The organism is Pseudomonas sp. NPDC090201, assembly GCF_044746825.1.
Lineage (GTDB): Bacteria > Pseudomonadota > Gammaproteobacteria > Pseudomonadales > Pseudomonadaceae > Aquipseudomonas > Aquipseudomonas putida_AD.
This window is the reverse complement of record NZ_JBIVCX010000002.1, coordinates 724,142-751,068: the sequence shown is the minus strand read 5'-3', so window position 1 is coordinate 751,068 and position 26,927 is coordinate 724,142. Positions and strand designations below refer to the sequence as shown.

The 26,927-nt window shown below is 62.2% G+C and carries 24 protein-coding genes and 1 pseudogene; 16 read left to right on the top strand and 9 right to left on the bottom strand.

Going from position 1 to position 26,927, the window contains the following annotated elements:
• The first annotated feature begins 349 nt into the window (after positions 1-349).
• A complete protein-coding gene (gene rpmB, locus ACIPOO_RS09580; RefSeq protein WP_274133105.1) occupies positions 350-586 on the top strand; it encodes a 50S ribosomal protein L28 in 237 nt (78 codons plus the stop codon).
• Between the two features lie 11 nt (positions 587-597).
• On the top strand, positions 598-753 hold the full coding sequence (gene rpmG, locus ACIPOO_RS09575) for a 50S ribosomal protein L33 (RefSeq protein WP_062379766.1): 156 nt from the start codon (positions 598-600) through the stop codon (positions 751-753).
• Between the two features lie 154 nt (positions 754-907).
• Here rpmG and ACIPOO_RS09570 read toward each other — a convergent pair whose 3' ends face one another.
• Entirely contained in the window at positions 908-1,270 is a 363-nt protein-coding gene (locus ACIPOO_RS09570) for a cupin domain-containing protein (protein ID WP_400606142.1), read from the bottom strand.
• Positions 1,271-1,546: 276 nt separating this feature from the next.
• On the opposite strand from ACIPOO_RS09570, the gene ACIPOO_RS09565 reads away from it, so the two are divergent.
• Positions 1,547-3,040, top strand: a complete 1,494-nt coding sequence (locus ACIPOO_RS09565; RefSeq protein ID WP_274133102.1) for an aldehyde dehydrogenase — start codon at positions 1,547-1,549, stop codon at positions 3,038-3,040.
• Positions 3,041-3,230: 190 nt separating this feature from the next.
• The gene (locus tag ACIPOO_RS09560) at positions 3,231-4,376 is read left to right on the top strand and encodes an MFS transporter (protein ID WP_274133101.1); all 1,146 of its coding nucleotides are present in this window, start codon (positions 3,231-3,233) and stop codon (positions 4,374-4,376) included.
• Here the strand turns inward: ACIPOO_RS09560 and ACIPOO_RS09555 are convergent.
• A complete protein-coding gene (locus ACIPOO_RS09555) occupies positions 4,373-5,953 on the bottom strand; it encodes a phospholipase D family protein (protein WP_400606374.1) in 1,581 nt (526 codons plus the stop codon). The two genes, ACIPOO_RS09560 and ACIPOO_RS09555, sit on opposite strands and share 4 nt — an antisense overlap.
• Positions 5,954-6,012: 59 nt before the next feature.
• Positions 6,013-7,440, bottom strand: coding sequence for a PLP-dependent aminotransferase family protein (locus ACIPOO_RS09550; RefSeq protein ID WP_274133100.1), 1,428 nt, complete (start codon positions 7,438-7,440; stop codon positions 6,013-6,015).
• A gap of 177 nt (positions 7,441-7,617) precedes the next feature.
• On the opposite strand from ACIPOO_RS09550, the gene ACIPOO_RS09545 reads away from it, so the two are divergent.
• Both ACIPOO_RS09545 and ACIPOO_RS09540 read left to right on the top strand, forming a co-directional pair.
• Positions 7,618-7,851: a DUF1127 domain-containing protein gene (locus ACIPOO_RS09545; protein WP_274133099.1), complete on the top strand. Its 234-nt coding sequence runs from the start codon at positions 7,618-7,620 to the stop codon at positions 7,849-7,851.
• Between the two features lie 115 nt (positions 7,852-7,966).
• Positions 7,967-8,320 (top strand): YkgJ family cysteine cluster protein, encoded by a 354-nt coding sequence (locus tag ACIPOO_RS09540; protein WP_400606138.1) that lies wholly within the window; start codon positions 7,967-7,969, stop codon positions 8,318-8,320.
• 110 nt (positions 8,321-8,430) lie between these two features.
• On the opposite strand, the gene dadR is transcribed toward ACIPOO_RS09540, so the two are convergent.
• Entirely contained in the window at positions 8,431-8,919 is a 489-nt protein-coding gene (gene dadR, locus ACIPOO_RS09535) for a transcriptional regulator DadR (RefSeq protein ID WP_274133097.1), read from the bottom strand.
• A 157-nt stretch (positions 8,920-9,076) separates the two neighbouring features.
• Between dadR and dadA the strand changes: the two genes are divergently transcribed.
• The 6 genes from dadA to ACIPOO_RS09505 all read left to right on the top strand — a co-directional run bounded on the left by dadA (position 9,077) and on the right by ACIPOO_RS09505 (position 15,330).
• Complete coding sequence (gene dadA, locus ACIPOO_RS09530; protein ID WP_400606135.1) at positions 9,077-10,378, top strand: D-amino acid dehydrogenase; 1,302 nt, start codon at positions 9,077-9,079, stop codon at positions 10,376-10,378.
• Entirely contained in the window at positions 10,350-10,703 is a 354-nt protein-coding gene (locus ACIPOO_RS09525; RefSeq protein ID WP_400606133.1) for a RidA family protein, read from the top strand. Before dadA ends, ACIPOO_RS09525 begins: the two co-directional genes overlap by 29 nt.
• A 133-nt stretch (positions 10,704-10,836) precedes the next feature.
• Complete coding sequence (gene alr / locus ACIPOO_RS09520) at positions 10,837-11,910, top strand: alanine racemase (RefSeq protein ID WP_400606130.1); 1,074 nt, start codon at positions 10,837-10,839, stop codon at positions 11,908-11,910.
• Positions 11,911-12,060: 150 nt separating this feature from the next.
• A complete protein-coding gene (locus tag ACIPOO_RS09515; protein WP_274133093.1) occupies positions 12,061-12,609 on the top strand; it encodes a cupin domain-containing protein in 549 nt (182 codons plus the stop codon).
• A 217-nt stretch (positions 12,610-12,826) separates the two neighbouring features.
• The gene (locus tag ACIPOO_RS09510; protein ID WP_400606371.1) at positions 12,827-13,204 is read left to right on the top strand and encodes a c-type cytochrome; all 378 of its coding nucleotides are present in this window, start codon (positions 12,827-12,829) and stop codon (positions 13,202-13,204) included.
• 200 nt (positions 13,205-13,404) lie between these two features.
• Positions 13,405-15,330: an acetyl-CoA hydrolase/transferase C-terminal domain-containing protein gene (locus tag ACIPOO_RS09505; RefSeq protein ID WP_400606126.1), complete on the top strand. Its 1,926-nt coding sequence runs from the start codon at positions 13,405-13,407 to the stop codon at positions 15,328-15,330.
• A 112-nt stretch (positions 15,331-15,442) separates the two neighbouring features.
• On the opposite strand, the gene ACIPOO_RS09500 is transcribed toward ACIPOO_RS09505, so the two are convergent.
• From ACIPOO_RS09500 to rep, 4 genes are all read right to left on the bottom strand, one after another.
• Complete coding sequence (locus ACIPOO_RS09500; protein WP_400606123.1) at positions 15,443-16,258, bottom strand: sulfite exporter TauE/SafE family protein; 816 nt, start codon at positions 16,256-16,258, stop codon at positions 15,443-15,445.
• A gap of 119 nt (positions 16,259-16,377) precedes the next feature.
• Positions 16,378-17,262, bottom strand: coding sequence for an MBL fold metallo-hydrolase (locus tag ACIPOO_RS09495; protein ID WP_400606120.1), 885 nt, complete (start codon positions 17,260-17,262; stop codon positions 16,378-16,380).
• A 121-nt stretch (positions 17,263-17,383) separates the two neighbouring features.
• Positions 17,384-17,956, bottom strand: coding sequence for a xanthine phosphoribosyltransferase (locus ACIPOO_RS09490; RefSeq protein ID WP_400606117.1), 573 nt, complete (start codon positions 17,954-17,956; stop codon positions 17,384-17,386).
• 40 nt (positions 17,957-17,996) lie between these two features.
• Positions 17,997-20,006, bottom strand: coding sequence for a DNA helicase Rep (gene rep / locus ACIPOO_RS09485; RefSeq protein ID WP_400606115.1), 2,010 nt, complete (start codon positions 20,004-20,006; stop codon positions 17,997-17,999).
• Between the two features lie 203 nt (positions 20,007-20,209).
• On the opposite strand from rep, the gene ACIPOO_RS09480 reads away from it, so the two are divergent.
• On the top strand, positions 20,210-21,880 hold the full coding sequence (locus ACIPOO_RS09480; protein WP_400606113.1) for a putative bifunctional diguanylate cyclase/phosphodiesterase: 1,671 nt from the start codon (positions 20,210-20,212) through the stop codon (positions 21,878-21,880).
• A 132-nt stretch (positions 21,881-22,012) separates the two neighbouring features.
• On the opposite strand, the gene ACIPOO_RS09475 is transcribed toward ACIPOO_RS09480, so the two are convergent.
• Positions 22,013-23,395, bottom strand: a complete 1,383-nt coding sequence (locus ACIPOO_RS09475; RefSeq protein WP_400606110.1) for a NorM family multidrug efflux MATE transporter — start codon at positions 23,393-23,395, stop codon at positions 22,013-22,015.
• Positions 23,396-23,562: 167 nt separating this feature from the next.
• Here ACIPOO_RS09475 and ACIPOO_RS09470 point away from each other — a divergent pair, with 167 nt between their 5' ends.
• The 3 genes and pseudogenes from ACIPOO_RS09470 (at position 23,563) to ACIPOO_RS09460 (ending at position 26,815) form a co-directional block, all read left to right on the top strand.
• The gene (locus ACIPOO_RS09470; RefSeq protein WP_400606107.1) at positions 23,563-24,483 is read left to right on the top strand and encodes a LysR substrate-binding domain-containing protein; all 921 of its coding nucleotides are present in this window, start codon (positions 23,563-23,565) and stop codon (positions 24,481-24,483) included.
• 358 nt (positions 24,484-24,841) lie between these two features.
• Positions 24,842-25,960: pseudogene (locus ACIPOO_RS09465) on the top strand (Cache 3/Cache 2 fusion domain-containing protein); the annotation flags it as partial.
• Complete coding sequence (locus ACIPOO_RS09460) at positions 25,955-26,815, top strand: methyl-accepting chemotaxis protein (RefSeq protein ID WP_400606369.1); 861 nt, start codon at positions 25,955-25,957, stop codon at positions 26,813-26,815. The pseudogene ACIPOO_RS09465 and the gene ACIPOO_RS09460, both read left to right, overlap by 6 nt.
• Positions 26,816-26,927: the final 112 nt, after the last annotated feature.

Here is a 26,927-nt window from a genome sequence, read left to right as displayed (position 1 = left end):
CTGAAATGGCCCATCTGCCGGCGCAGTCTGGAGAGAGATCAACCCTAGACCATGCGTCGGCCCAGAACAATCGCTGTGGCGCGACGAGTGGTATATTTCCCGTCGCGCCCCTTGGCGCTGGCCCTGCCAGACTCAAAGCCCTGAGTTTCTTGCAGGTAATTCGTCGTTTGTGTTGTTGCTCCGAAGGGTTTCTGGTATAAAGCAGCGCTCTTTTCTAGGGGCCCGCTGCCTTCACCGCAGGTGTGGCCGGTAAGACCCCTGAAGAAACGCGGCGCCTGGCGCCAAATGACTGAGAGATTAAGCGGCCAACCCATGCCGGGTTGGGCATGTGGTTTTAGAGGGCTGAGGCATGTCGAGAGTCTGTCAAGTTACCGGTAAGGGTCCGGTAACCGGGAATAACATTTCCCACGCAAACAACAAAACCCGTCGTCGTTTCCTGCCAAACCTGCAGCATCATCGCTTCTGGGTTGAGGAAGAGAAACGCTTCGTACGTCTGCGCGTATCTGCTAAAGGCATGCGTATCATCGACAAGCGTGGCATCACGGTTGTTCTGGCCGAAATCCGCGCTGCTGGCGCCAAGGTTTAAGGGAGAGAATCATGCGTGAATTGATCCGTCTGGTGTCGACCGCTAATACCGGCCACTTCTACACCACCGACAAGAACAAGCGCACCACTCCGGACAAAATCGAAATTAAAAAATTCGATCCGGTTGCTCGCAAGCACGTGATCTACAAAGAAGCCAAAATCAAGTAATTGATTTTCGCCTCTTACGAAAAAGCCCGCAGCGATGCGGGCTTTTTTGTGGGCGATCGATTCGTGTAGGAGCGCGCTTGCCCACGATAGTAGTGTGTCAGTCAAAGAAATTTCACAGACACACCGCGATCGCGGGCAAGCGCGCTCCTACAGGTCAGGCCTTCTGTTCGAACACCACGTAGATCTTGCGGCACGCCTCCAGCACTTCCCAGGTCCCCTTGAACCCCGCCGGGATCACGAAGCGATCCCCCGCACGCAGGGTCTTGGCGTTGCCTTGCTCATCGCGCAGCACCGAAACCCCCTGCACGATCTCGCAATATTCATGCTCGGTGTAGTTGACCTTCCACTGGCCCGTTTCGCCCTCCCACACGCCCGCGTTCATTTGCCCGCAGGGGCTGTTGTAGTGGTTGTAGAGGGTTTGCGCCGGGTCGCCCTTGAGGATCTTTTCTGCCGCTGGCGTGTAGCGTTCTGCGCTGGTGCTGGCTTCGCTGAAATCGACGATGCTTTCGATGCTCATGTCCCTGGCTCCTGAATGGGCGATGGAGGATGGTGATTGAGTGAGGCTGTGTTGCGATAGTGCCAGATCCCTCTGACGGACTGACAGACCGGCTGTTGAATAAAATGCACGATAAAACGCCTTTTAGCCTATTTTTGTCCAATATATTGGAAATTCCCTCAAGGCTGGTTTAGGGTGACGGATGCCTTTGGCCGATCCGGCAGCGCGTCAGGTGATCTCCTGCAGCACGGTTCATGAGCGCGAGGGCGCGCACAATTCACAAGAGGAGGACGTTTCATGACCACCCTGACTCAAGCTGACTGGGAAAAACGCGCCCAGAATCTGAAGATCGAAGGCCGTGCCTTCATCCATGGCGAGTACACCGACGCCGCATCCGGCACCACCTTCGACTGCATCAGCCCGGTCGATGGCCGGTTCCTGGCCAAGGTTGCCAGCTGCGATGCGGCCGACGCCCAGCGTGCCGTGGAAAGCGCCCGCAAGACGTTCAATTCCGGCGCCTGGTCGCGTCTGGCACCGGTCAAGCGCAAGGCGGCGATGATTCGCTTCGCGGCGCTCATCAAGGAAAACATCGAAGAGCTGGCCCTGCTCGAAACCCTCGACATGGGCAAGCCGATCAGCGACTCCTATGGCATCGACATCCCGGGCTCCGCGCAAGCGTTGAGCTGGAGTGGCGAGGCCATCGACAAACTGTATGACGAAGTTGCAGCCACCCCCCACGACCAACTGGGTCTGGTGACCCGCGAGCCTATCGGCGTGGTTGCGGCCATCGTGCCGTGGAACTTCCCGCTGCTGATGGCCTGCTGGAAACTGGGCCCTGCGCTGTCGAGCGGTAACTCGGTGGTGCTCAAGCCGTCGGAAAAATCCCCGCTGACCGCCATCCGTGTTGCGCAACTGGCTATCGAAGCCGGCATTCCTGCTGGCGTGCTGAACGTGCTGCCGGGCTACGGTCACACCGTCGGCAAGGCGCTGGCGCTGCACATGGACGTCGACACTGCGGTGTTTACCGGATCGACGAAGATCGCCAAGCAATTGCTGGTGTACTCCGGCGAATCCAACATGAAGCGCGTCTGGCTGGAAGCGGGCGGCAAGAGCCCGAACATCGTTTTCGCTGATGCGCCTGATCTGCAGGCAGCGGCTGAATCGGCGGCCAGTGCCATCGCTTTCAACCAGGGCGAAGTTTGCACTGCGGGCTCGCGCCTGCTGGTGGAACGTTCGATCAAGGACAAATTCCTGCCGATGGTGATCGAGGCGCTCAAGGCCTGGAAGCCGGGCAACCCGCTGGACCCTGCGACCAACGTGGGCGCGCTGGTCGATACCCAGCAGATGAACACCGTGCTGTCGTACATCGAAGCCGGCCACACCGATGGCGCCAAGCTGGTCGCTGGCGGCAAGCGCATTCTTCAGGAAACCGGCGGCACCTACGTGGAGCCAACGATTTTCGACGGCGTGACCAACGCCATGAAGATCGCCCAGGAAGAAATCTTCGGGCCGGTGCTGTCGGTGCTGACCTTCGATACCGCAGAAGAAGCGGTGCAGATCGCCAACGACACGCCTTACGGCTTGGCAGCGGCGGTGTGGACGGCAGACCTGTCCAAGGCGCACCTGACGGCTCGTGCGCTGCGCGCCGGTAGCGTGTGGGTCAACCAGTATGACGGTGGCGACATGACGGCGCCGTTCGGTGGCTTCAAGCAGTCGGGCAACGGCCGCGACAAGTCGCTGCATGCGTTCGACAAGTACACCGAGCTTAAGGCGACCTGGATCAAGTTGTAAGAAGGGTTCGCGCAGACGCCTGAACTGCGCGGCGGCTTCATTCGCGAGCAAGCTCGCTCCCACAGGGATCGCTTACGCCTGTGGGAGCGAGCTTGCTCGCGAAGGCGTCGGTTCAGGCAACATCGATATCATGAGCAGCCGGGTTCCCCTCAAAAGAGCCCGGCTGTTTTGTCTCGGCGGGAGGGCAGCAATGCGTTGGGGTACCTATTTTGCGGTGCTGTCGTCCGTGCTGAGCGTCGGCCTGGCGCTGGGCGTGAGCATGCCGTTGGTGTCGCTTCGCCTTGAGGCCTGGGGCTATGGCAGCTTCGCAATCGGCGTCATGGCAGCGATGCCGGCCATCGGCGTGCTGCTGGGCGCGGGCCTGGCCAGTCGCCTGGCGGCGATGCTGGGCACGGCGAATCTGATGCGCCTGTGCCTGTGGGGCGGTTCGATTTCCGTGGGGCTCTTGGCGCTGCTCCCGCATTACTGGATCTGGCTGGGCTTGCGCCTGATGCTCGGCGTGATCCTGACCATGGTGTTCATCCTCGGCGAAAGCTGGATCAACCAGTTGGTCACCGAAAACCTGCGTGGCAAGCTGGTGGCGCTGTACGGCAGTTGCTATGCCCTGAGCCAGTTGGGCGGGCCGGTGCTGCTGGGCGTGATCGGCACCGGGCACGACTACGGCTTCTGGATCGGCACAGCCCTGCTTGCTGTCTCGCCATTCGTATTGCTGGGGCGAACCGGCGCACCGAGTGCCGAGGAAAGTCATGTCAGCCTGCGCGATCTGGGCGGCTTCTGTCGGGAATTGCCTGCCATCGCGTGGGCCATTGCCTTGTTCGCCGGTTTTGAGGCGATGATTCTGACCTTGTTGCCGGTGTATTGCCTGGAGCAGGGCTTTACCCCTGAAATTGCTTTGGCGATGGTCAGCACCGTGGTGGTCGGCGACGCTTTGCTGCAACTGCCGATTGGTGCGCTGGCCGACCGGATTTCGCGCCGGGGCCTGTTCTCCGGGTGCGCGCTGGCCCTGATGCTGTCGAGCCTGGCGATTCCGCTGTTCATCGACACGATTGCGATCTGGCCGCTGTGGGTGCTGTTCGGCGCCAGCGCGGGCGGGCTGTTCACCCTGTCGCTGATTCTGATCGGCGAGCGTTATCGCGACGACGCGTTGGTGCGAGCCAACGCCCACGTGGCGCAGTTGTGGGGCGTCGGCTGTCTGCTCGGGCCATTGGCGGCCGGGGCCGGGAGCCAGTGGATCAGCGGGCAGGCGCTGCCGTTGTTGATGGCTGCGGGCGCCATGGGCCTGGTGGTGTTGTCCCGGCGCCGAGAGGCGTTCGGTCCGCAACCCGTCGCGGCTTAAAGCATCCGCTCAAGACCGACGGCACTGGCAAACCAGGCATTGAGCCTGCGCCACCAGTCCCCGGGCTCCTTGTAGATCGTGTGCATCTTGCCGTTGTCTTCGGTGACCCACACCACGCGGTCGTTTTCCAGCTTGGCCTGGTAGCTGATGGCCGGCGCCATACCTTGCAGGGCCAGGTCACGCAGGTAGCCGGTCAGCTCGGGGCTGTCCACCAGCACGCCGACTTCGGTGTTCCACAGTACCGAGCGCGGGTCGAAGTTGAACGAGCCGACGAAGGTCTTGCGCTGGTCGAAGATCATCGCCTTGCTGTGCAGGCTCGATTCGGAGCCGCCCTTGAAGGTCTTGGTGCGCAAAAACCTCGGTCCGCTGCCGCGATTGCTCGGGTCTCCAGGCTGGCGGCGCAGTTCGAACAGCTTCACGCCATGGGCCAGCAGCGCCTTGCGATAGGGCGCGTAGCCGCCATGCACCGCAGGCACGTCGGTGGCCTCCAGCGAGTTGGTCAGCAGGCTCACGGATACGCCGCTGTCGGCAAGGCCGGTCAGGTAGGTCAGGCCCTGCTGGCCGGGCACGAAATACGCCGAAATCATCATCAGTTCCTGATGCACGTTCAGCAGGTCCGGGCTCAGCTGGGTGGTCAGCAGCAGGTGCGAATCGGGCTCACCGCGAGACAGCACCTTGGTCGGCGCATCCCACAGCGCCTGGTTATGGGCCCAGATCAGTTCATTGAGCCAGGTCTTCATGCGCGGATGGGTCTTGTAGGCCATCAGCCGCTCATACAGGGCCTTCTTCTCGACGTGAGACTGATCCAGCGATGCGGCCAGGCGCTTGCGCGCTTCGGCCAGATCCTTCATGTCAGGCGGCCAATACAGAAAATCATCGACCGGCTTGCTCAGGGTGCTGTTCCAGTACTGGTCGAAGCTGTGGCTCAACTGCTCGGCGACCGGGCCGACGCTGAGCATGTCGATGTCGGTGAAATTCAGGTTGGGCTCGGCGTCGAAGTATTCGTCGCCCAGGTTGCGCCCGCCGACGATGGCCACGGCGCTGTCGGCCAGCCAGAGCTTGTTGTGCATGCGCCGGTGTTGCAGCGACAGGTTGAACAGCCGGCCCAGCGAGCGGGTGGCGCCAGTGCTGCGGCCCAGGTTCAGGGGATTGAACAGGCGAATCTGGATGTTGGGGTGGGCGGCGAGGGTGGCAATGACTTCATCCAGGCCGTCGCTGGTGGTGTCATCCAGCAGGATGCGCACGCGCACGCCGCGATCAGCGGCCTTGAGCAGTTCGTCCACCAGCGCCCGGGTGCTCAGGCCGTCGTGGACGATGTAGTACTGAAGGTCCAGGCTGGTCTTGGCGTTGCGGATCAGCTCGGCTCGCGCCATGAAGGCTTCGGTGCTGTTGGGCAGCAGGCGAAAGCCCGAGCGGCCTTCATGGGGTGCGGCCTGGGCCAGGATCGAGCGGCCAAAGGCGGATTCCGACGCCAGCAGCGCCTGGCTTGGACCATCCTGTTGCACGGGCGAATGAGTGCAGCCACCCAGGCCCAGGGCAAAAGCCAGAAAGAGGGGCAGTGCCCATTTGTGTGTCAACGCAGTCATCCGAATGGTCCACCATGGCGATATGACCGCATTTTCGGCAAAAGGTTAAGTCATGCCGGCTCAGTTTGCGCCATCAGCCGTGCGGCCGTGACGCCTACCCTGCGCACGGCCTCTTCGATCTGGGGTGTGGGTTTGGCGGCGAAGTTCATGCGCAGGCAGTTTCTGTATTTGCCCGACGCCGAAAAGATGTTTCCGACCGCAATCTGTACGCCCTGGCCTTCCAGTGCGCGATTCAGACGCAGGGAGTCGAAATCCTCCGGTAGCTCGATCCAGAGCATGAAGCCGCCCTGCGGGCGGCTGACCCGCGTGCCCTCCGGAAAATAGCGGGTCACCCAGTCGGTCATCAGGTCCCGGCTGCGCTGGTACTGGCCGCGCATCCGGCGCATGTGCGGCTCGTAGAAGCCGGCCTGAAGGAATTCGGCAATCGCCAGTTGCGGCTGGGTCGCTGTGGAGCCGGTGCTGATGTACTTCATGTGCAGCACGCGGTCCAGATAGCGCCCCGGAGCTACCCAGCCCACCCGCAGGCCCGGCGCCAAGGTCTTGGAAAACGAGCTGCAGAGCAGCACGCGGCCATCTTCGTCGAAGGATTTGATGGTGCGCGGGCGAGGGTAGTTGTAGGCGAGGTCGCCGTAGACGTCATCCTCGATGATCGCCACGTCAAAGCGTTGCGCCAGGGTCAGCAGGGCCCGCTTGCGGTCCTCGGGCATGATGTAGCCCAGCGGGTTGTTGCAGTTGGGCGTCAGCTGTATGGCTTTGATCGGCCATTGTTCGAGCGCTAGCTCCAGTGCATCCAGGCTGATGCCGGTGATGGGGTCCGTGGGGATTTCCAGCGCCTTCATGCCCAGGCCTTTGAGGGCCTGCATGGCGCCGTGGAAGCTGGGCGAGTCCACGGCGACGATATCGCCGGGCTCACAGATCGAGCGAATGCTGACGGCCAGTGCCTCCTGCGCCCCGGTGGTAATCACCAGGTCATCCGGCGCGATGCTGGTGCCCGAGTCCAGCAGCAACCGCGCGACCTGATCGCGCAACACCTGGGTGCCGTGGACGTTGTCGTAATACAGGCCGGGCATGTCCAGGCGGCGATTGATCTTGCCCAGCGCCTGGATCAAGGGTCGCAACGTGGGGCTGGTGATGTCCGGCATGCCGCGCGCCAGTTGCACGATATCCGGGCTGGGCGTGGCACGGGCCAGTTCCAGCACCTGGTCCCATTGCGAAATATCCACAGGCCTTTGTGCGGGGCGTCCTACGGCGGGCAAGGCGGGTGTCTTGCGTCCTACTGGGACGAAATACCCTGACTTGGGCCGGGGGGACGCCAGTCCATTGTCTTCCAGCAATCTATACGCCTGCTGCACGGTGCTCAGGCTCACGCCGTGTTCCAGGCTCAAGGCACGGACCGACGGCAGCCGGTCGCCGGGGCGATAGAAACCGTTTTCGATGCGCGTGCCGAGCAGTTCGGCAAGATTGACGTAGAGGGTCATGGCGTACTCCCGCAGGATGTTCCGGTATTCGACCGATACAGATAGGGCAAAAATACAGCATTCAGCCGGGGCTGTGCTGGATCTGTATGCAAAAAATTGGAATTCTTTGGATCTGTAATGGTTTTCCATACAGACGCATCATGGATTCACTGCAAACCCATGATGAGGTGTCTGGAAATGAGCGGGATGAGCGATGTCAGGTTGACGCTGTATGCACAGGAACTGGTTGAAGAACAGGGCGTATCGGTCCGCGTGAACGCGCCCGAAGGTTTGAGCCTGTGGGGGCTGTTTCAGCATCGTCGGGCGACCCGTCGTGCGCTGCTCCGACTGACCGCTGACCAGTTGCGCGATATCGGCTTGAGCTATGAGCAGGCGCGTAACGAGGGGATCAAACCATTTTGGAAGGACTGAGCCGGCCGTCACTCGCGAAGCCTGGGATGGCGCAGGGAGGGCAGGGATCGCCCGCAGGTTTTGCCCGCGCCAGGTGTGAGGCACAATAGGGCCTTTCACAGGGAAATCTGACGCGATGAGCTGCAACAGCCAGAAAATCCGCGATTTGCGGCGGCAGATCCCGTCTTTCGAATGCGTGCCCGGCTGCCATGACTGCTGCGGCCCCGTCACCACCTCTTCCGAAGAAATGGCCCGCCTGCCGCGCAAGACAGCCGCCGAGCAGGAAGCGGCGCTCAACGAACTGAACTGCGTGCATCTCGGGCCCGACGGCTGCACGGTCTATGACGAACGCCCGCTGATCTGTCGGCTGTTTGGCACCACCGCGTCCCTGCCATGCCCCAATGGTCGCCGCCCTGAAGTCCTGATTCATCCCAGAGTCGAGATGCAGGTACACGAGTTCATCGCCTCGACGCGGCAGGTGTTGGTCTGACGCAACGCCTGTAGGAGCGCGCTTGCCCGCGACTGCGGTGGATCTGTGACATCGATGTCGTCTGACACGACGTCGTCGCGGGCAAGCGCGCTCCTACAGGGATTTGTGTGTCACTCCGGAATCGGCAGGTTCAGGCTCTCCTTCACCTCTTCCATCACGATATAGCTCTTGGACTCCCGCACATGGGGCAGTTTGAGCAGGATGTCCCCCAGCAGCTTGCGATAGGACGCCATCTCCGAAATGCGCGCCTTGACCAGGTAATCGAAGTCCCCGGACACCAGGTGGCACTCCAGCACATGGGGCAGTTTGAGCACGGCGCGGCGGAATTCCTCGAAGGTGTCGCCGGACTTGTAATCCAGGCTGATCTCGACGAACACCAGCAGGCTGGCCTTGAGATTCTGCGGGTTGAGGCGGGCGCTGTAGCCCATGATGATCCCTTCGCGCTCAAGCCTTCTGACCCGCTCCGTACAGGGCGTGGTAGACAGCCCCACGCGCTCGCCCAGCTCCGTGAAGGAGATTCTGCCGTCGCCCTGCAGGATGCGCAGGATGTTGCGATCGATCTTGTCCAGCTCACGTTTGGACTGGTGTTGGGTGCGCATCGAACAACCCCCTCTGGTCAAAGCCTTCGTTGTCGAGAATTAAAGCTGAATATAGGATTTTATACAGTTAAATGCACTGCTCATCGCTGCATATACTGCGCACATCCTTGTTTAAAACTTGAAAACGTCAGCGGATATCCGCGATGAGGAAATCAACATGCGCGTTCTGGTCCTTGGAAGTGGCGTAATCGGTGTCACCAGTGCTTATTACCTGGCCCGTGCTGGCTTCGAGGTGACTGTCGTCGACCGTCAGCCTGCCGCTGCCATGGAAACCAGTTTCGCCAACGCAGGTCAGGTTTCGCCTGGCTATGCCTCGCCGTGGGCCGCGCCGGGCGTGCCGCTCAAGGCCATCAAATGGCTGTTGCAGCGTCATGCTCCGCTGGCGATCAAGGCCACAGCCGACATCGATCAGTATCTGTGGATGGCGCAAATGCTGCGCAACTGCACGCAAAACCGCTATGCCGTGAACAAGGAGCGCATGGTGCGCCTGTCCGAGTACAGCCGCGATTGCCTGGACGAACTGCGCGCCGAAACCGGTATTGCCTACGAAGGCCGCAGCCTGGGCACTACCCAGCTGTTCCGCACCCAGGAGCAGGTGGACAACGCCGCCAAGGACATCGCCGTGCTGGAACAGGCCGGTGTGCCTTACGAAGTGCTGGATCGCGAAGGCATTGCCCGGGTCGAACCGGCGCTGGCCAGCGTCAGCAACATTCTGAGCGGCGCCCTGCGTCTGCCGAACGACCAGACCGGCGACTGCCAGATGTTCACCACGCGCCTGGCCGAGATGTGTGTGAAGTTAGGCGTTGAATTCCGTTTCGGCCAGTCGATCGAGTCGATCGATTTCGCGGGCGACCGGATCAACGGCGTACGTGTGAACGGCAAGCTGGAAACCGCCGACCGCTACGTGCTGGCGCTGGGCAGCTACTCTCCGCAGTTGCTCAAGCCGCTGGGCATCAAGGCGCCTGTCTATCCGCTCAAGGGTTATTCGCTGACCGTGCCGATCACCAACCCGGCCATGGCCCCGACCTCGACCATCCTGGACGAAACCTACAAGGTGGCGATCACCCGTTTCGACGACCGCATCCGCGTCGGCGGCATGGCCGAGATTGCCGGTTTTGACCTCTCGCTGAATCCCCGTCGGCGTGAAACGCTGGAGATGATCGTCAACGATCTCTATCCTCAGGGCGGCGATCTGACCCAGGCCAGTTTCTGGACCGGCCTGCGCCCGACCACGCCGGACGGCACGCCTATCGTGGGTGCCACACCGTATCGCAACCTGTTCCTCAATACCGGCCACGGAACACTGGGCTGGACCATGGCCTGCGGCTCCGGTCGTTTGCTGGCCGACCTGATCGCCCGCAAAAAGCCTCAGATCAGCGCCGAAGGCCTCGATATTTCCCGCTATGGCAGTTCCAAGGAGATCGCAAAACATGTCAGTACAGCGCCAGCTCACCAATGAGCGCATGAGTCAGGTCGTCATCCACAACGGCACCGTTTACCTTGCCGGCCAAGTGGCGAACGACATGACCGGGAACATCGAGCAACAGACCCGCGAGGTGCTCGGCAACATCGAGCGCCTGTTGGATCTGGCTGGCACCGACAAGAGCCGTCTGTTGTCGGTGACGATCTACCTGAATGACATCGGCTCCCACTTCGCCACCATGAACGGCATCTGGGACACCTGGCTGGCCAAAGGCGTCGCCCCAGCCCGTGCCACCGTCGAAGCGAAGATGGCCGCGCCGGATGTGCTGATCGAGATGTCGGTAGTCGCTGCTTTGCCGTAATGCCACAAACGTCCCTGTAGGAGCGCGCTTGCCCGCGACAGCGGTGTGTCAGTCGAGCCATTCGTAACAGACATACCTCAATCGCGGGCAAGCGCGCTCCTACAGTCCGAACACTTCAGACCCGAGCCCCACCATGCGTCCAGCCCGCGCCCTCATCGATCTTCAAGCCCTGCGCCACAACTACCAACTGGCCCGCGAAACCACGGGTGCCAAAGCGCTCGCGGTCATCAAGGCTGATGCCTACGGGCACGGCGCGGTACGGGTGGCCCAGGCGCTGGAATCCCAGGCCGACGGTTTTGCCGTGGCCTGCATCGAGGAAGCCCTGGAACTGCGCCAGGCGGGGATTCGTGCGCCGGTGCTGCTGCTGGAAGGCTTTTTCGAGGCTGACGAACTTTCGCTGATTGTCGAGCACGATTTCTGGTGCGTGGTGCACTCCACCTGGCAGCTCGAGGCCATCGAGCGCACGGCGGTCGGCAAGCCGCTGACGGTCTGGCTGAAGATGGATTCTGGCATGCATCGCGTCGGTATCCACCCCGCCGAATACCAGGCCGCCTGCCAGCGCCTGCAGGCCAGCGGCAAGGTCGCGAAGGTGGTGTTGATGAGCCACTTCGCCCGCGCCGACGAACTCGAAAGCACCCGCACCGACGAACAAGTGGCGATCTTCCAGACAGCACGCGAGGGGCTGTCGGCTGAGATCAGCCTGCGTAATTCCCCGGGCGTCATGGGCTGGCCCGAGGTGCCGAGCGACTGGGTACGTCCCGGGATCATGCTGTACGGCGCGACGCCCTTCGATCAGTCACAGCCGGTGGCTGACCGCCTGCAACCGGTCATGACCCTCGAATCCAAGGTTATCTGCGTCCGTGAACTGCCCGCTGGCGAGCCCGTTGGCTACGGCGGCGCCTTCGTCACCGACCGCCCCATGCGCATCGGCGTGGTGGCCATGGGTTATGCCGACGGCTATCCACGTCAGGCACCCACTGGCACCCCTGTGATGATCGATGGCCATCGCAGCCAACTGCTGGGGCGTGTTTCCATGGACATGCTCTGCGTCGACCTGACCAACGTTCCAGGCGCAGGCCTGGGCAGCCGCGTTGAATTGTGGGGCAAGAACGTGTTGGCCAGCGACGTCGCTTCCAGTGCCAGCACCATTCCCTATCAGATCTTCTGCAACCTCAAGCGCGTGCCACGGCTCTATTCCGAGGCTTGAGGCCTTAGGCGCGCCCACCCCAGACAAACACCCGCCGACGCTGGCGGGTGCGGGTCCCTTTGCTAATCTGGTCAAGTGTTGTAAATACTGAACGCGGTTGCGATCATTGCGACCCGTAGACCGTGATTGACTATAAGGAGGACCCCCGCATTGGACGTCGGCGAACGACTGCAATCCATTCGCAAACTGAAAGGTCTGTCGCAACGTGAACTCGCCAAAAGAGCGGGCGTGACCAACAGCACCATTTCCATGATCGAGAAGAACAGCGTCAGCCCCTCGATCAGCTCCCTGCGAAAAGTGCTGGGCGGCATTCCAATGTCCATGGTGGAGTTCTTTTCCGAAGAGCTTGAGCCGCAGAACCCCACGCAGGTGGTGTACAAGGCCAGCGAGCTGATCGATATTTCGGACGGCGCCGTGACCATGAAGCTGGTGGGCAAATCCCATCCTGGCCGGGCGATAGCATTCCTCACCGAGGTGTATCCGCCAGGCGCCGACACGGGCGACGAAATGCTCGTCCACGAAGGCGAGGAGACCGGCATTCTGGTCGAAGGACGCCTTGAACTGGTGGTCGGTCTCGATACTTATGTGCTCGAGGCTGGCGACAGCTACTATTTCGAAAGCACCCGACCCCATCGCTTTCGCAATCCGTTCGACGCTCCGGCGCGGCTCATCAGCGCTGCCACCCCGGCGAACTTCTGATTCACGCGTTCTCCCCATCCTTGTGCCGGTGGGGGGCGAAGCCCTCGGGTCGATGTGTCAATAACCCTGCTGTCTTCAGGGATGTTACGACCAACGGGCGACCCGCTATAATCTCGTCACCTGCGACTTACCGTGATCGCAGGAGCGTTATAGCCACCATGAGGGTGAAAGCGTGAACCATACCAATAAGATCCTCGCTGCAGTTGCAGGTCTGGCCATGTGGGTGCTGACCGCCCAGGCCACCACTCAAGACGATCTTGCCAAGCGACTCGAACCGGTCGGGCAGGTTTGCGTGCAAGGCAAGGAGTGCCCGGGCATGGACGTCGCGGCCACTGCGGGCGGCGGCGGGGGCGCGAAGTCGCCTGACGATGTGATCGGCAAACATTGCAACGCCTGCCACGGCTCGGGCCTGCTGGGCTCACCGAAGATCGGCGACAGCGCCGACTGGGGCAAGCGCGCCAAGGAGCAGGGCGGCCTGGACGGTCTGTTGGCCAAGGCGATCACGGGCATCAATTCCATGCCACCGAAGGGCACCTGCGCCGATTGCTCGGACGAAGAGCTCAAGGGCGCGATCAAGAAGATGTCTGGTTTATAAGATGCACCCTTACCTGTAGGAGCGCGCTTGCCCGCGACGGCGGTGTGTCAGCCGACAAATCTGGCACAGGCATACCGCAATCGTCCGGATGCGGCCCAGACCAAGCGCGCTCCTACAGCGGGGATGTGTTTCAGGTCATGCAGCAAAACCCGCCCCCGCCCGGTCCAAGCTCCATCGAATGACCCTTCAGGAGAGGCCGGATGCCCCATTCCTGCTCGATCGAGCAAGCTGTCGACCATGTACTGGCCGAACTGCCGCCGCACATCCACATGGGCATGCCGTTGGGGCTGGGCAAGCCCAATCGCTTTGCCAACGCGCTCTATGCCCGCATCAAGACCTTGCCCGAGCGGCAACTGACGATCTACACCGCGTTGTGCCTGGGGCGTCCCAAGGCGGGTGACGGATTGCAGGGGCGGTTTCTGGAGCCGTTCCTCGAACGGGTCTTCGGCGACTACCCCGAGCTGGACTTTCTCACCGACCTGCACAAGAACAGCCTGCCCGAGAACGTGCACGTCGAGCAGTTCTTCATGCAGCCCGGCAGCCTCCTGGGCAGCCCTGCGGCGCAGCAGGACTACGTCAGCAGCAACTACAGCCACGCCGCCCGGGACATCAATGCCAATGGCCTGAACCTGGTGGCGCAACTGGTGGCCCACGATCCCCAGCGCCCGGATCACCTGAGCCTGAGCTGCAACCCCGACATCACCCTCGACCTGCTGCCCATGCTGGAAAAACGTCGTGCGCTTGGCGAAAACATCCTCATGCTTGGCCACGTCCACACCGACTTGCCCTACATGCCCGGCGATGCCGAGGTGGGCGTCGACACGTTCGACCTGCTGATCGAACACCCGGAGCGCAGCACGCTGTTCTCCACGCCCAACATGCCGGTGGGGTTTCAGGATCATTTCATCGGCCTGTATGCCAGCACCCTGGTGCGCGACGGAGGCACCTTGCAGATCGGCATCGGCTCGATGGGCGATGCGTTGACGGCCGCCTTGCTGGCGCGGCAGGCCAACAACGACATGTATCGCGCCTGCCTGGCCGAGCTGGACGGGATTTCCACCTGGCGACCGTTGATCGAGGCCGAAGGCGGGGTCATGCCCTTTGGCGCGGGGCTTTACGGCTGCAGCGAGATGCTGGTCAACGGCCTGCTGGTGTTGCTCGATGCCGGGATCATTCGGCGCAAGGTCTATCCCGACGTGAGCTTGCAGCTGCAGGCGGACGCGGGCCTGCTCGATGAGTCGGTCCATGACAACGGGGTTCTGATCCACGGCGGATTTTTCCTGGGACCACGCAGCTTCTATCAGCGTCTGAGCGAGTTCACGCCACAGCAACTGGCGCAGATCGACATGACCGCCATCAGCTACATCAATGAGCTGTACGGCAACGAGGCGCTCAAGCGCGCACAGCGCAAGGATGCCCGGTTCATCAACAGCTCGTTCACCGTCACCCTGCTGGGTGCGGCCGTGTCCGACCAGTTGGAGGATGGGCGGGTGGTCAGCGGCGTGGGCGGGCAGTACAACTTCGTCGCCCAGGCCCATGCGCTGGAAGGCGCGCGTTCGATCCTGATTCTGCGCAGTTGGCGTGAGTCCGGCGGCGAGGTCAGCTCCAATATCGTCTGGGAGTACGGGCACACGACCATTCCCCGGCATTTGCGCGACATCGTCGTTACCGAATATGGCATCGCCGATCTTCGCGGCAAGACCGATGCGGCAGTGATCGAAGCCTTGCTCAACGTCACCGACTCACGTTTTCAGCAGGGGCTGATCGACCAGGCGCAGAAGGCGGGCAAGTTGCCCAAGGGGTTCCGACTCGACCCGCTGTTCACCCGCAACACGCCCCAGCGGTTGAAGGAAATACGCGACCAGTTTGCGCCGTTGTTCGTGGAATACCCGCTGGGCACTGACTTCACCCCGGTGGAGCGGGATCTGCTGCGGGCGCTGAACTGGCTCAAGAGCAAGTTCAAGCTCACCGAGATTCTCGATCTGGGCAAGGCGGCGCTCGAGGCGCCGGAGCCCGAGGCGTTTCCTGAGCATCTGCGGCGCATGGAGCTGGATGATCCGCAGGGCCTGCGCGAGGACCTGTACCAGCGGCTGCTGCTGGCAGGGTTGCAGGCCACAATCCTGTAGGAGCGCGCTTGCCCGCGACGGCGGTGTGCCTGTGACAAATTTGTCGGATGACACGACGCCGTCGTCCGGATGCGGCCCAGTCCAAGCGCGCTCCTACAGGTGGTTGTGGTCGTTAGCCCAAGGTTTTGACGATCAACAGCACCGCCGCAACAAATCCGGTTACGGCAAACAACTGCTGCAGCCTGGGCCCAGCGAGAAACCGCGCCATCTGCCGTCCGGCGATCAACCCCACCACGGCCCCCGCCGCAAACGGCACGCCGACCGCCCAGTGCATCACGCCGCTGAAGCTGGCGCTGATGACGCTGCCGGTGGACACCAGGGCGATCACCGCCAGCGATGTGGCGACGATGCTTTTCATGTCCAGGTCGGTGTAGCGGGTCAGGGCCGGGATGATGACGAAGCCGCCCCCCACGCCCAGCAGCCCGGACAGCACGCCCGACACCACGCCGGTGATCGCCAGCGAGCGTGCGCAGGGCAGGGTCCAGCGCAGGCGGCCTTCCAGCGGGTTGAGCACGCAGGGCAGGAACGCCGCGCGCTCCGGTGGCTTGCCGTGGTGAAGCTCGTGGGCCGCCTTGCGATAGATACGCGCGCAGGCGTAGATCAGCACCCCGGCGAAGGCCAGTGCCAGCGGCGCGTTGGGGATCTGGTGCGCCAGCCACAGGCCCAGGGGCGTCAGGCACATGCCGATCAGGGCGATGAACAGCGCCGCCCGATAACGCACAATGCCCTGACGCAAGCCCAGCAACGCGCCGACCGCAGCGGCCAGGCCCACGGCCAGCAGCCCCACGGGTGCTGCCTCGACCATGCTCAGGTGCAATGCGAAAACCAGCAACGGCACCGCAAGAATCCCGCCGCCGGCGCCTGTCAGCGCCAATACCGCTCCAATGATTGTGCCGAGGCCGGCTCCGATCATTTCGTGTTCAGTCATGTTCAGTGGGGCTTATTCTGGTTGGGCTCATTGATTCAAACGTAGCAGTCCGGCTTGCCGGCGACAGCGATCTTGAGGGCGCCGACGCCGGCAAGCCGGACTGCTACGTGGCGGCGGAATTACAAGGCATTGATCGGAATCTTGAGGTAGCGAACGCCGTTGTCCTCGGGCTCGGGCATGTGGCCGCCGCGCATGTTGATCTGCACCGAGGGCAGGATCAGCACCGGCATTTCCAGCGTCGCGTCGCGCTTTTCGCGCATCTGCACGAAGGCGTCTTCATCGATGCCTTCGCGAATATGAATGTTGCTGGCGCGTTGTTCGGCGACGGTGGTCATGTACATCAGGTCGCGGCCGTTGGGCAGGTAGTCGTGGCACATGAACAGTCGGGTCTGCGGCGCCAGGCTGAGAATCCGCCCGATGGAGCGATACAGCGTGCGCGCATCGGCGCCGGGAAAATCGCAGCGGGCGGTGCCGTAGTCCGGCATGAACAGCGTATCGCCCACGAACGCGATGGCTTCATCGCCCAGATCGACCACGTAGGTCATGCAGGCCGGGGTGTGCCCTGGCGTGTGCATGGCGCGGGCTTGCAGCGAGCCGATCTGGAAGTGCGCGTCGTCTTCCAGCAGCCGGTCGAACTGGCTACCGTCCCGGGCGAATTCGCCCTTGGCGTTGAACAGGGTGCCAAAGACTTTCTGCACGCGGGTGATGTGGCTGCCGATGGCCACCGTGCCGCCCAGTTGTTCCTTGAGGTAGGCCGCCGCGGAGAGATGGTCGGCGTGAACGTGGGTTTCCAGAATCCATTCCACCGACACGCCGGTTTCACGGATTCGGGCGATCAGCCTGTCAGCCGATTCGGTGCGCGTGCGCCCGGACTTGTGGTCGTAGTCCAGCACGCTGTCGATCACCGCCGCCTTGAGTGTCGAACGGTCGGTCACCAGGTAGCTGATGGTCGAGGTCTGCGGGTCGAAGAAGGCTTCAACGCTCAGTTTTTCGCCGATGTTCATGCTTCTCTCCGTCTGTTGCTGCCTGCTGTAGGAGCGCGCTTGCCCGCGATTGCGGGGTGTCAGTCCATGAATTGGTCGTCTGACACACTGCGGTCGCGGGCAAGCGCGCTCCTACAATGGATTACTCCACGAATGTCACCTTACCGTCGGCCAGGGATTTCACCCGAGCCAGTGACTCTACACGATAGCCCTGGGCATCCAGTTCCGCGCGGCCGCCCTGGAACGACTTCTCGATCACGATCCCCAGGCCCGCGACGCTGGCGCCGGCCTGTTTGATGATCGAAATCAGCGCCTGGGACGCTTTGCCGTTGGCGAGGAAGTCATCGATGATCAGCACGCGGTCGCTGCTGGTCAGATGGCGCGTGGAAATGGCGATGGTGCTTTCGGTCTGCTTGGTGAACGAGTACACCGTCGCCGAGAACAGGTTTTCAGTCAGGGTCAGGGACTGGTGCTTGCGCGCGAAAATCACCGGGATGCCCAGTTTCAGGCCGGTCATCACCGCAGGCGCGATGCCCGAGGCCTCGATGGTGACGATCTTGGTGATGCCCGAATTGGCGAACAGCGTGGCGAATTCGTCGCCGATCTGCTGCATCAGGACCGGATCGATCTGATGGTTGAGAAACGCGTCGACCTTCAGTACCTGCTCGGAAAGTACGATGCCTTCCTCGCGAATTTTCTTGTGCAGTGCTTCCACGGCAGTTCCTCGGTGCGCAAAAGATGCGCGAAATGGTTGTTTATCTTTTCAGCATGGCGCGAATGTCCGCCAATGCCGTATTGCCGCGAACGGCTTTCACTTCGGTTGGTGTGTCGTCGTTGCCTTCCCAGGCCAGGTCGTCCGGTGGCAATTCGTCCAGGAAGCGGCTCGGCAGGCAGTCGATGATCTCGCCGTACTGCTTGCGCTTGGCGGCGAAGGTGAACGCCAGGGTCTGGCGGGCGCGGGTGATGCCCACGTAGGCCAGGCGGCGTTCTTCCTCGATGGTGTCGGCTTCGATGCTGGAGCGGTGCGGGAGGATTTCCTCCTCCATGCCCATGATGAACACGTAGGGGAATTCCAGGCCCTTGGATGCGTGCAGCGTCATCATCTGCACGCCCTCGGCGCCGTCTTCCTCTTCCTGCTGGCGTTCGAGCATGTCCCGCAAGACCAGCTTGCCGATGGCTTCCTCGATGGTCATGCCGCCTTCTTCGTCTTTCTCCAGCGTGTTCTTCAATGCCTCGATCAGGAACCACACGTTGCTCATGCGGTAATCGGCGGCCTTGTCGCTGGAGCTGTTCTGACGAATCCAGTTCTCGTAGTCGATGTCCATGACCATGCTGCGCAGGGCGGCGATCGGATCCTGAGTCGCGCACTGCTGACGCACGCCGTCCATCCAGTGCTTGAAGCGCTTGAGACGGTCGGTGAAGCGGCCGTCCAGATGCTCGCCCAGGCCGATTTCGTCGGTGGCGGCGTACATCGACACCTTGCGCTCGGTGGCGTAGTTGCCGAGTTTTTCCAGGGTGGTCGAGCCGATTTCCCTGCGCGGCACGTTGATCACCCGCAAGAAGGCGTTGTCGTCGTCCGGGTTCACCAGCAGGCGGAAATAGGCCATCAGGTCCTTCACTTCCTGGCGGCCGAAGAAGCTGTTGCCGCCCGACAGGCGATAGGGAATCTGGTGGTGCTGCAGTTTCAGCTCGATCAGCTTGGCCTGGTAGTTGCCGCGGTACAGGATCGCGAAGTCGCTGTAGGGGCGGTCAGTGCGCAGGTGCAGGCTCAGAATCTCGACCGCCACGCGTTCGGCTTCGGCGTCTTCGTTCTTGCAGCGGATCACGCGGATTTCATCGCCGTGACCCATCTCGCTCCACAGTTGCTTCTCGAACTCGTGGGGGTTGTTGGAGATCAGCACGTTGGCGCAGCGCAGGATGCGGCTGGTGGAGCGGTAGTTCTGCTCCAGCATCACCACTTTGAGCGACGGGTAGTCGTCCTTGAGCAGCATCAGGTTTTCCGGCCGCGCGCCGCGCCAGGCATAGATTGACTGGTCGTCGTCGCCCACCACCGTGAACTGGCAGCGCGTGCCGATGAGCATCTTCACCAGCAGGTACTGGCTGGCGTTGGTGTCCTGGTATTCGTCCACCAGCAGGTAGCGGACCTTGTGCTGCCATTTTTCGAGGATGTCGGCGTGTTCCTGGAACAGCTTCACCGGCAGCAGGATCAGGTCGTTGAAGTCCACCGCGTTGTACGCCTTGAGCGTGCGCTGGTAGTGGGTGTAGACGATGGCGGCGGTCTGCTCCTTGGGGTTGCGCGAGTTGGCCAGGGCTTCTGCAGGCAGGATCAGGTCGTTTTTCCAGGAATCGATCATGTTCTTGATCTCGTCGACGCCGTCGTCGCCCGAGTATTCCTTCTGCATGATGTCGGTCATCAGCGCCTTGACGTCAGTTTCGTCGAAAATCGAGAAACCGGGCTTGTAACCGAGGCGAGCGTGTTCCTTGCGGATGATGTTCAGCCCCAGGTTGTGGAACGTCGAAACGGTCAGGCCGCGCCCTTCGCCTGCGCGCAGCAGGGTGCCGACCCGTTCCTTCATTTCCCGCGCCGCCTTGTTGGTGAAGGTCATGGCGACGATGTACTGGGCACGGATGCCGCAGTTCTGGATCAGGTGGGCAATCTTGCGCGTGATCACGCTGGTCTTGCCGGAGCCAGCACCGGCGAGCACCAAAAGAGGGCCGCCGACGTAGTTCACGGCTTCCTGTTGCCGGGGATTGAGTCGGGACATGGGGAATTGAGGAGGTCGCTGTAAAAATGGGCGAGCATTTTAACAGGGTCCGTGGATTGTGCAGCGACCGTCTGACACTGTGATGCGCCGCGCTATCAATATTTCGCCGATTTGTTACATTTGCGCATCACGCGGGGATTCACGCGTTCGGCGACCCTCATCCGAATGGGCGCCGATGTCTTTGGATTGTGTGGGGATCTAGCTTGTCTACGCCTGTCGAACCCTTGCGTTTGCTGCTGCTGGCGGACACGCCGCATTGGTCAGCGTTGTTACGCGAGTGCCTGGTGCCCCTTGGGGACGCCGTTTTTCTCGACAGTGCTTCGAGCTGGGAAGCTATTGGCAGCTGGATAGACCCCTCTCATACCTACATTCTTTTGACGACACCCGATTTGCAGCCTTTCGCGGGGCAGTGCAACTGGCCCACGGTGCTGCTGCTGGACGCCGAGCCCGAGCATGATCCGGTGGGCGTCAGCGACTGGCTGGTGCGCGATTCCCTGAGTACTCACAGTTTGCGCCGCTGTCTGCGTCATGTTCGCGAGCGCGGGCTGCTGGAAAACACCCTACAGCGTCTGGCGGAACAAGACCCGTTAACGGGTATCGCCAATCGGCAGGGTTTTCAGACGCTTCTTACAGCTCGATTGGCAGAGTTCGACGGTCGAGGTCTGGCGCTGGGGCATCTGGACCTGGATAACTTCCGCCGCGCCAACGATGCACTGGGCCATCAGGCAGGCGACCGGCTGATTCTGCAGGTCGTCTCGCGCTTGAAAAGCCAGCTTGAGGCCTGCGATCAACTGGCGCGCCTTGGCAGCGACGAATTTGCCCTGCTGATCGACACCCGACGCGCCCCGGAGCGTGCCGAGTGGATGGCCGAGCGCATTACCGAGGCACTGTCGGAGCCGTACTGGATCGACGGTGAGAGCCTGCTGATCGGTTGCAGCCTGGGCATTGCCCATGCCCGAGCCGACGCCGGTGCCGACCCGTTGATGTGGCACGCGCACATCGCGATGCAGCAGGCCAAGGGTGTGCAAGGCTGCACCTTTCATGTCTTCAACGAGCGCATCAACCGCAACGCCCGCAGCCTGGCTGACCTGGAAAGCGAGCTGCGCCGCGCGTTGCGTCGCGATGAGCTGGAACTGCATTACCAGCCGCGCCTGTGCCTGAATTCGGGGCGGATCCTGGGGCTCGAAGCGCTGGTGCGCTGGCGCCATGCCGAGCGCGGCCTGTTGCCACCCAGCGAGTTCGTGCCGCTGGCCGAACAGAGCGGGCTGATCGTGCCGCTGGGTTACTGGGTGATCTCCCGGGCCCTGCGCGACATGCAGACCCTGCGTGAAAAAGGCCTGCCGCCGCTGCACATGGCGATCAACCTGTCATTCCGCCAGTTCCAGGACAATCAGTTGCTGGCTACCCTGGGCCGCCTGATCGCCGACCGTGGCGTGGACGCCCAATGGCTGGAATTCGAGCTGACCGAAACCGCCGTGATGCGCCGCAGCGACCTGGTCAAACAGACCATGGACGCTCTGGGACGCCTGGGCGTGCGCTTCTCGCTGGACGATTTCGGCACTGGCTTCTCTTCATTCGTGCACCTGAACAGCCTGCCCATCACCCTGCTCAAGATCGATCGCAGTTTTGTCGGGGAAATGGAACAGCGCGAGGAGAACCGCAAGCTGGTTCACGCCATGATCAACCTGGCGCACAACCTGAGCCTGGAAGTGGTGGCCGAGGGCGTCGAAACGCCGGAGCAACTGGCGTTGCTGCGCAGCTTCAATTGCGATCAGGCCCAGGGCTACCTGATCAGCCACCCGCTGGCGCTGCCGGAGTTGCTGGATTATCTGATGTTCGATCAGGCCAAAGGGCGGTTGATACAGGGAATGTAAGGGGTTAACTCCCCGTAGCAGCACGGCTTGCCGGCGGGGGCGGTGTGTCAGTCGATGCATGTATTACAGAGACACCGCTCCCGCCGGCAAGCCGTGCTGCTACGGGAGGGTGTTTGCAGGTTGTTAGCCCGTTTAGCCCATCACCACCACACCCGTCGCCTCCTTGCGCAGCAACCGGGTGGTCTTGCGTTCGAACGCCCAGGTCAGTGCCACCGCCGAGCACAGCAGCCCCACCGCCAGCCCCCACCACACGCCTTCGGCACCCTGATGCGCGAGGAAGCCCAGGCTCCAGGCCAGTGGCGCGCCCACGGCCCAGTAACTGGCAAGGCCGATCAGGAACGTGGTCTTGGCATCCTTGAACCCACGAATCGCGCCCATGGCGATGGTTTGCGTGCCATCGAGGATCTCGAACCAGGCGGCAATCGCCAACAGCTTGACCGCCAGTTCCACCACACCCTGGTATTTCGGATCGTTCAGGTCCACGAACAACCCGATGACCAGATGCGGCGCGACCCAGAACAGAATCCCGAAAGTCAGCATCAGCAGACCGCCAAAGGCGATGCCCATGCGCCCGGCGGTGCGCGCCAGCAGCAGGTTTCCCGCGCCGTAATGCAGGCCGATGCGCATGGTGACCGCGTAGGAAATGCCCACGGGAATCATGAACGCCATCGACACCGACTGCAGGGCAATCTGGTGTGCAGCCATTTGCGTGCTGCCCATGGCGCCCATGCAGAAGGCGGCGAAGGTGAACAGCCCGACTTCCACCGCATAGGTGCCGCCAATCGGCAGGCCCAGGCGCCACAGCTCCTTGAGGTCGGGGCGCGACAGCTTCATCAGGTTCTTGTGGATTGGGTAGGCCGCGTACGCCTTGTGATAACGGATATACAGCGCAAGGCTCAGCGCCATGCCGTTGGTGACGATGGCGGTCACCAGCCCGATGCCCATCAGCCCCCAGTGCGGCAGGCCGAACAGGCCGTGGATGAAGGCGTAGTTGAGGGCGAAGTTGAGCACCACGCCCACCAGGCTGATCACCATCACCGGCGTGGCACGCCCCAGCGCACTGGTGAAGCCACGCAGGGCCATGAAACTCAGCAGACCGGGCAGGGCGAGCGGCAGGGTGATCAGGAATTGGCTGGCCATGTGCACGTTGGCCTCGTCCTGGCCGAAGTTGAGCAGGATCGGCTCGAGGTTCCACAGGATCAGCGCGGCCACCAGCGCCATGCCCCACGCCAGCCACAGCCCGGCCTGGGTCAGGCGGGTGGCGCCGGCGTCGTCGTTGGCGCCGCGCCGAATGGCCACCAGCGTACCCACGGCGGCCATCACGCCTACGCAAAAAAACGACACAAAGTTGTAGCTGGCCGCACCCAGGCCGCCGCCCGCGAGAGATTCGGGGCCGAGCTTGCCCATCATGACGGTGTCGGTGAAGACCATCAGCATGTGCGCCATCTGGGATGCAATCAGCGGCCCGGCCAGGCGCAGGATGATCCACAGTTCTTTGAAAGCGTGCTGATGCATGGGCGTGTCGCTCAGGAAAGAGGAGGCATTGATGAGCAGCTCATTGTCGCGATTCGGATCCAGATGCACAAAGGGATAAATCCGATCATTGGCATGAGTAAAACTCATCCTGATGTTTTTGCAGTACAGTGGTCGGTATCGACGATGCTCAAGTAGGAAAGCGCCTCATGACTCGTAGTCTCCCGCCCTTGTATGCGCTGCGTGCATTTGAAGCCGCTGCTCGACACAGCTCGTTCACCCGCGCAGCCGAAGAGCTTTCGGTGACCCAGAGTGCGGTGAGCCGACATATCCACACCCTGGAAGAGCATTTCGCCTGCAAGTTGTTTCGCCGCAACGGTCGCAACCTGCAGCTGACCGAAGCGGCCCGGGAGCTGTTGCCCGGCGTTCGCGAGGGTTTCTCGGCGCTGGAGCGGGCGTGCAGTGCGTTGATGGCAGAAGAGGGCATCCTGCGCATGAAAGCGCCGTCGACCCTGACCATGCGCTGGCTGCTGGCGCGCCTCAGCCGCTTTCGTCATTTGCAGGTCGGCAACGAGGTGCAACTGACCAGCGCGTGGATGGACATCGACGCCGTGGACTTCACCCAGGAGCCGTTCGACTGCGCCGTGTTGCTCAGTCGCGGACACTTTCCGGCGGACTGGGAGGCGACCTACCTGTTCCCGGAATTGCTGATTCCGGTGGGCTCGCCGAGCCTGCTCGATGATGCGCCCTGGGACGCCGAGCGGCTGGCCAGCGCCGAGCTTCTGCACCCAACGCCCGACCGCCGTGACTGGCGAAACTGGCTGGAACGCATGGGGTTGTCGGATCAGATATCGCTGCGTGGCGGGCAGGTGTTCGACACTCTGGAACTGGGCATGATCGCCGCCGCCCGGGGCTACGGGGTGTCGATGGGGGATCTGCTGATGGTGGCCGAGGATGTGAGCCAGCGGCGGCTGAGCCTGCCGTGGCGGACTGCGGTGGTCAGTGGTGAAAACTATTACCTGGTCTGGCCCAAGACCCGCCCCGGCGGAGAGCGCCTGCGCAGGCTGAGCGATTTCCTGCAGGCCGAGGTGCAGGCGATGGAATTGCCGGAAGTCACCATTTTAGAGTGATTGAGATAAACCCGGTCACGTAGCAGCACGGCTTGCCGGCGGGGGCGATCTCAACCATCGCGGGCAAGAGCGGTCAGCTCGGACCGTAGCAGTCCGGCTTGCCGGCGTCGGCGATCTTGATGACGCCATCGCGGGCAAGCGCGCTCCTACAGGATTGAGGTCAGCCACCCGCGCGAAACATCCGGAAATGTAGCCTCCTGTCCTAAGACCCGGTGTAGGACTCAAGTATTCTGTCTGTCAGCCGAATGTGTAATTGCAGAACGTTAGTTCCACATTGTGTCATCGATCCCATCTATTAAATCAGTCCGAATGCGTTTGCTGAGATCAGGACGATCCAGTCGTTCGGCAAGGAGTCTCCATGCCTGCGCCCCGCGCCCGAATTGCCTCACAGCTCGGCATTGCCCTGGCCATCGTCCTGGCCGTTGTCATCAGTGGCAGCACCCTGTTCGCCCTGCGTTCACTGGACTCGGCGAACCTGGCCATCCGCGAAGAACACATGGGTAGCGAAGCGCGCCTGCTCGCCGACCAGCTCACCACCTTTCACAGCACCTTGCGTGACAGCACTCAGCGCCTGAGCGGGTTGTTCGAGAAGCGCTTTAGCAACCTGAGCGTGCAGGCCGATCAGCAGATCGCCGTGGCGGGCGTGCAGACGCCGGCGCTGCTGCTCAATGGCAATGCGCTGAACAATGATTTCGCAGAAGTCGATGACTTCAAGAAGATGACCGCCGGCGTCGCGACGGTTTTCGTGCGCAGTGGCGATGACTTCATTCGCATCAGCACCTCCCTGAGCAAACAGGACGGCTCTCGCGCCATCGGTACGGTGCTCGATCACAAGCACCCGGCCTATGAAAAGCTGCTGGCCGGGCAAGGGTACGTGGGGCGCGCGCTGCTGTTCGACCGCCTGTACATGACCCAGTATTCCCCGGTGCGCGACAGCAGCGGCAAGGTGATTGCTGTACTGTTCGTAGGCTTTGACTACACCGACGCGCAGAAGGCGCAGTTCGACAACCTCAAGAGCTTCCGCATCGGCTCGACCGGCTCGCTGGCCTTGCTGGACGAGCAGAACAAATGGCTGGTGCCGCCGGCAGGCGTGAAGGATCTGGATCAGGCGAGCAATACCTTGTCCGAGCTGGTCAAGACCCCGGGCAAAGGCCGTTTCTGGCAGGACGCGGGCAACGACTTCTACACCATCGCCGAACCCTTCAAGGGCGGGCCGTGGTCGATTCTGGCGGTCATGCCCAAGGACGAAATCAGTGCCGTGACCTGGAGTGTCGGCACACAACTGGGCATCGGCAGCCTGTTGGCGATGCTGATTGCCGTGGGGGCCGCGATCTGGCTGCTGCGCAGCAAGCTGCAACCGCTGTCGGATCTGGTCCGGCAGGCCGAGGCCCTGGGCGCCGGTGATCTGTCTGCGCGCCTGAACGTCGCCCGCGATGACGAAATCGGCCAGCTGGCAGGCAGCTTCAACAAGATGGGGCAAGCGCTGGAAACCATGGTTTCGCACATCCGCACCGCAGCCCAGGAAGTCAGCGGCCGGGCCCATGCGCTGTCCGGCATGTCCGGTGGTGCGTACGAAGGCATGGAGCAGCAGTCTGGCGAGATCACCAGCATGGCCGGTGCCGTCGAAGAGTTCAGCGCGACCGCCCTGACCATTGCCGACAACATGGGCAACACCGAGCGTCTGGCCCAGGGCAATGCCCAGCAGACACGCATCGGTCGCGCGTCGATGGAAGAAGCCTCGGCTTCGCTGGAACAGATTGCAGGTTCGTTGGGCAGCACGGCGGCGGTCATCGACACCCTGGGCCAGCGTTCCCAGGAAATCGGCGGCATTGTCAGCGTGATTACCTCGATTGCCGAACAGACCAACCTGCTGGCCCTCAACGCCGCCATCGAAGCGGCGCGGGCGGGTGAGCAGGGTCGTGGTTTTGCGGTGGTGGCCGACGAAGTCCGCAACCTGGCTTCGCGCACCCGTCAGGCCACCGACGAAATCTCCGGGATGATCGCCAGCATCCAGCAGGAAACCGGCAACGCCATCAGTACCATGGAGCAGGGCAATGCGCTGATGCAGGAAGGTCTGTCGCGCAACGCCAAGGTCGCTGCAGCCCTTGCCCAGATCGACGAACAAAGCCGCTCGGCGGGCGAGCAGTTCGCCTCCATCACCACCGCGACTCAAGAGCAGAGCAACACCGCGACGCTACTCAGTGCCAACCTGCAAAGCATTGCACTGGCCAACAGCGAACAGCGTGAAGTGGTGTCGAACCTTGCGGTGACCGCGCAAGAGTTGAACTCGCTGGCGGCGGATCTGCGCAAGGAAGTGGATCGGTTTCGCTAACGCGCCGATCAAGATCCCGTAGCAGCCCGGCTTGCCGGCGGGGGCGGTGTGTCAGTTAAACAATATTTGCCTGACACACCGCCCCGCCGGCAAGCCGTGCTGCTACGGCCTG

What these genes read in the sequence shown, in the direction of transcription:
- rpmB (WP_274133105.1), top strand. Translation starts at nt 350, where the DNA reads ATGTCGAGAGTCTGTCAAGTTACCGGTAAGGGTCCGGTAACCGGGAAT.
- rpmG (WP_062379766.1), top strand. Translation starts at nt 598, where the DNA reads ATGCGTGAATTGATCCGTCTGGTGTCGACCGCTAATACCGGCCACTTC.
- ACIPOO_RS09570 (WP_400606142.1), bottom strand. Translation starts at nt 1,270, where the DNA reads ATGAGCATCGAAAGCATCGTCGATTTCAGCGAAGCCAGCACCAGCGCA.
- ACIPOO_RS09565 (WP_274133102.1), top strand. Translation starts at nt 1,547, where the DNA reads ATGACCACCCTGACTCAAGCTGACTGGGAAAAACGCGCCCAGAATCTG.
- ACIPOO_RS09560 (WP_274133101.1), top strand. Translation starts at nt 3,231, where the DNA reads ATGCGTTGGGGTACCTATTTTGCGGTGCTGTCGTCCGTGCTGAGCGTC.
- ACIPOO_RS09550 (WP_274133100.1), bottom strand. Translation starts at nt 7,440, where the DNA reads ATGACCCTCTACGTCAATCTTGCCGAACTGCTCGGCACGCGCATCGAA.
- ACIPOO_RS09545 (WP_274133099.1), top strand. Translation starts at nt 7,618, where the DNA reads ATGAGCGGGATGAGCGATGTCAGGTTGACGCTGTATGCACAGGAACTG.
- ACIPOO_RS09540 (WP_400606138.1), top strand. Translation starts at nt 7,967, where the DNA reads ATGAGCTGCAACAGCCAGAAAATCCGCGATTTGCGGCGGCAGATCCCG.
- dadR (WP_274133097.1), bottom strand. Translation starts at nt 8,919, where the DNA reads ATGCGCACCCAACACCAGTCCAAACGTGAGCTGGACAAGATCGATCGC.
- dadA (WP_400606135.1), top strand. Translation starts at nt 9,077, where the DNA reads ATGCGCGTTCTGGTCCTTGGAAGTGGCGTAATCGGTGTCACCAGTGCT.
- ACIPOO_RS09525 (WP_400606133.1), top strand. Translation starts at nt 10,350, where the DNA reads ATGTCAGTACAGCGCCAGCTCACCAATGAGCGCATGAGTCAGGTCGTC.
- alr (WP_400606130.1), top strand. Translation starts at nt 10,837, where the DNA reads ATGCGTCCAGCCCGCGCCCTCATCGATCTTCAAGCCCTGCGCCACAAC.
- ACIPOO_RS09510 (WP_400606371.1), top strand. Translation starts at nt 12,827, where the DNA reads ATGTGGGTGCTGACCGCCCAGGCCACCACTCAAGACGATCTTGCCAAG.
- ACIPOO_RS09505 (WP_400606126.1), top strand. Translation starts at nt 13,405, where the DNA reads ATGCCCCATTCCTGCTCGATCGAGCAAGCTGTCGACCATGTACTGGCC.
- ACIPOO_RS09500 (WP_400606123.1), bottom strand. Translation starts at nt 16,258, where the DNA reads ATGACTGAACACGAAATGATCGGAGCCGGCCTCGGCACAATCATTGGA.
- ACIPOO_RS09495 (WP_400606120.1), bottom strand. Translation starts at nt 17,262, where the DNA reads ATGAACATCGGCGAAAAACTGAGCGTTGAAGCCTTCTTCGACCCGCAG.
- rep (WP_400606115.1), bottom strand. Translation starts at nt 20,006, where the DNA reads ATGTCCCGACTCAATCCCCGGCAACAGGAAGCCGTGAACTACGTCGGC.
- ACIPOO_RS09475 (WP_400606110.1), bottom strand. Translation starts at nt 23,395, where the DNA reads ATGCATCAGCACGCTTTCAAAGAACTGTGGATCATCCTGCGCCTGGCC.
- ACIPOO_RS09470 (WP_400606107.1), top strand. Translation starts at nt 23,563, where the DNA reads ATGACTCGTAGTCTCCCGCCCTTGTATGCGCTGCGTGCATTTGAAGCC.
- ACIPOO_RS09460 (WP_400606369.1), top strand. Translation starts at nt 25,955, where the DNA reads ATGGGGCAAGCGCTGGAAACCATGGTTTCGCACATCCGCACCGCAGCC.